This is a genomic window from Archangium sp., assembly GCF_036388035.1.
In the GTDB taxonomy this organism is placed as follows: Bacteria; Myxococcota; Myxococcia; order Myxococcales; family Myxococcaceae; genus Archangium.
In genome coordinates this window covers 1-3,323 of sequence record NZ_DASVSO010000323.1, presented here as the reverse complement: position 1 = coordinate 3,323, position 3,323 = coordinate 1, and the positions used below count along the sequence as shown (strand labels likewise).

The following is a 3,323-nucleotide window of genomic DNA, read 5'->3' as shown; positions in this document are numbered from 1 at the left end:
CGCGCGCGGAGGGCCTCGCCTCCTATGCCGAGGCGCCGGCCGAGCGGCAGGCGGCCCTGCGCACGCGGCTCGCCACGATGATGCGCACCAACACATATGACGCGAGCACGGGCACGGTGACGCTGGCCCCGGTGCGCGCCGAGGCGATGCGGGTCAACGCCGCCCACTACGCGGACGTCTTCGCCAAGGGCCGCGCCGCCTACGCCATTCCCGAGGGCGCGCTGACGAACCCGGAGAAGCTCAAGGACCTCGGGGCCTTCTTCTGGTGGACGAGCTGGGTGGCCTCGACGAACCGGCCCGGGGACACGGTCTCCTACACGCAGAACTGGCCGCACGAGCCGCTGGTGGCCAACCAGCCCGCGTCGGGGGTGATGATGTGGAGCCTGGCCTCGGTGGTGCTGCTGCTCGCGGGCATTGGCGGGCTCGTCTGGTACCTGAGCGGCAAGAAGGAGGACGAGGAGGAGAAGCTGCCCGAGAGGGACCCGTTCGCGAGCCTCGAGCTCACCCCGAGCCAGCGGGCCACGGGCAAGTACTTCCTGGTGGTGGTGGCGCTCTTCCTGGCACAGGTGGGGCTGGGCGGCGTGACGGCGCACTTCGGCGTGGAGGGGGCGGGCTTCTACGGCATTCCCCTGGCGAAGTACCTGCCCTACGCGGTGACACGCAGCTGGCACACGCAGCTGGGCATCTTCTGGATTGCCACGGCGTGGCTGGCCACGGGCCTCTTCGTGGGCCCGGCGGTGAGCGGGGTGGAGCCGAAGTACCAGCGGGCGGGGGTGAACTTCCTCTTCGTGTGCCTGCTCATCATCGTGGTGGGCGCGCTCTTCGGGCAGTGGGCGTCGGTGCAGCAGCGCATGGGGAGCGGGGACTACTGGTACTGGTTCGGCCACCAGGGCTGGGAGTACGTGGACCTGGGCCGCTTCTGGCAGATCTTCCTCTTCGTGGGCCTCTTCGTGTGGCTCTTCCTGACGGCGCGGGCGGTGTGGCCGGCGCTGAAGAAGCCGAGCGAGGGCCGGCCGCTGCTGGTGCTCTTCGTCATCTCGTCCATGGCCATCGCCTCCTTCTATGGAGCGGGGCTGATGTACGGGCAGCGCAGTCACATGGGCATGGTGGAGTACTGGCGCTGGTGGGTGGTGCACCTGTGGGTGGAGGGCTTCTTCGAGGTGTTCGCCACGGTGGTGATGGCCTTCCTCTTCACCAAGCTGGGGGTGCTGTCGGCGCGCACGGCGGTGCCGGCGGTGCTCTTCACCACCGTGCTCTTCCTGAGCAGCGGCATCATCGGCACCTTCCACCACCTGTACTTCTCGGGCACGCCGGCGGCGGCGATGGCGCTGGGCGCGACGTTCAGCGCGCTGGAGGTGGTGCCCCTGGTGCTGGTGGGCCGGGAGGTGTGGAGCCACATCCGCCTGTCGCGACTCCAGGGGTGGATGGAGCAGTACCGCTGGCCCATCCTCTTCTTCATCGCGGTGGCCTTCTGGAACCTGGTGGGCGCGGGCCTGTTCGGCTTCCTCATCAACCCGCCCATCGCCCTCTACTACATGCAGGGCCTGAACCTGACGCCGCTGCATGGCCACACGGCGCTCTTCGGGGTGTACGGGATGCTGGGCATCGCGCTGATGCTCTTCTCGCTGCGGATGATGCAGCCGGAGGCGCGCTGGAAGACGCGTCCGCTGGCGTGGGCCTACTGGAGCATCAACGTGGGCCTGCTGCTGATGTCGGTGCTGTCGCTCTTGCCCATCGGGGTGCTGCAGACGAAGGCGGCCATCGAGCAGGGGACGTGGTGGGCGCGCAGCGCGGAGTTCCTCCAGACGCCGCTCATGGACACGCTGCGCTGGCTGCGGGTGCCCGGGGACGTGCTCTTCGCGGTGGGGGCGCTGTTGCTGGCCTGGTTCATCCTCGGCCTGAAGACGGGCTGGTCGCTGGAGCGCGCCCCCCTGCCCCAGCCGAGGCCCGAGTCCGAGCCGCTCGGAGCGGGCACCCCGGCCCACGCCCTGCTGCGCCGCCGCTGAGCCGGGACTCCCGCCCTTCCCCTTCCCCACCGGGAATGGAAGGGCGGGGGTAGCCTGGGCCGTGTACTCCCCGTAGGCTCATGGCCCATCAGAGGGGAGCGCGATGTTCCAGGTGGACGGAAGTACCGTGGTGCAGCTCGGAGCGGAGGACGTGCCGGCCCTGCGCAGGCTGCTCGAGCGCAGCCACGTCTTCATGACGTTGGCCTTCGATGTCCTGGAGCCGGATGCCGCGGAGCAGCTCCTGGAGGGCCTGCCTCCGGGCAAGGCCCCCGAGGACAAGTTCGCGCTCGGGCTGTACGCGGACGGGAAGACGGAGCTCGTCGGCGTGCTCGATGCCGTCCGCGGCTTTCCCGAGGACGACGAGTGGATCATCGGCATGCTGCTGATCGACCCGGACCGCCGCCGGGCCGGGCTCGGGGCCCGCTTCGTCAGCGCGTTCGAGCAGTGGGTGCGCGGCCAGGGCGCGGCTGGAATCCGGCTCGTGGTGCAGGAGCAGAACCCGGACGCGCTCCGCTTCTGGATGCGGGAGGGCTACGTCGTCACCGGCCTGACGCACCAGCAGACGCCCCGGCGGCAGAACATCATCCAGCTGCTGCACAAGCCCTTCACGCCCTGACGGGCCCCCTCGGCGACAGGACAGCCCATGTGGAAATACTTCTCGTGGCGTGAGGTGGCCGTGAGCGCCGCGAAGCTCGCCGCGGTGATGATGATGGTCGTCGGTGGCGCGCTGGTGCTCGCGCTCGACGGAGAGCCGGAGCTGCCCTGGGTGCTGCTCGGGTGCGCGGCGGCCGTCTACCCCCTGAGCTTCGTGCTGGTGGCGGCGTTGCACGGGCTGGTGGCGCTCCAGCTCGAGTTCTCGAAGCCGCAGCCCACCCGTTTCGGGTTCAGGCGCGACAAGGCCCTCGTCGTGATGGTGCTCATCTCCATCGCGATCGGCCTGTGCGCCGGGTTGCTGGGGCAAGCGTCTCGCGGCTGACGGCGCGCTCAGCCGCCCGGGGCGTGCCGCACTCGGAGCAGAACCCGCCCCCAACGTCCTCTCTGCGAAACGAAGCGCGCCCAGGCTAGCACGGACGTCCGCGTGCCTTCAGCGCCCTGCCCCGGCGCGTGGGGGACTTGCCCCGGGAGGCCCGCCGGGGATAGCACCCTGCCTGGACAGTTGCTTTCAGTGGGGGCAGTTCATGGACAAGACGACGAAGAAGGTCCTGGTGGGCGTGGGCGTTGGCTGCGGCTCCCTGGTGCTGCTGGGTCTGCTCGCGGTGGGCGCGGGCGCCTGGTGGCTCAAGGGGAAGGTCGGCGGCATCGTGGAGTCGGGCCAGA

3 protein-coding genes are annotated in these 3,323 nt (G+C 69.9%); all 3 read left to right on the top strand.

The features are described 5' to 3' along the window. The coding region (locus tag VF697_RS13255) for a nitric-oxide reductase large subunit (RefSeq protein WP_331094871.1) at nucleotides 1-2,006 on the top strand (2,006 nt) is incomplete at its 5' end. 103 nt (nucleotides 2,007-2,109) lie between these two features. Beyond that, nucleotides 2,110-2,622, top strand: a complete 513-nt coding sequence (locus tag VF697_RS13250; protein WP_331094869.1) for a GNAT family N-acetyltransferase — start codon at nucleotides 2,110-2,112, stop codon at nucleotides 2,620-2,622. 27 nt (nucleotides 2,623-2,649) lie between these two features. Further along, entirely contained in the window at nucleotides 2,650-2,982 is a 333-nt protein-coding gene (locus VF697_RS13245; protein ID WP_331094867.1) for a hypothetical protein, read from the top strand. Nucleotides 2,983-3,323 lie beyond the last annotated feature (341 nt).

Bases quoted from the DNA above. Each gene is read 5' to 3' on its own strand.
- VF697_RS13250 (WP_331094869.1), top strand. From the start codon at position 2,110: ATGTTCCAGGTGGACGGAAGTACCGTGGTGCAGCTCGGAGCGGAGGAC.
- VF697_RS13245 (WP_331094867.1), top strand. From the start codon at position 2,650: ATGTGGAAATACTTCTCGTGGCGTGAGGTGGCCGTGAGCGCCGCGAAG.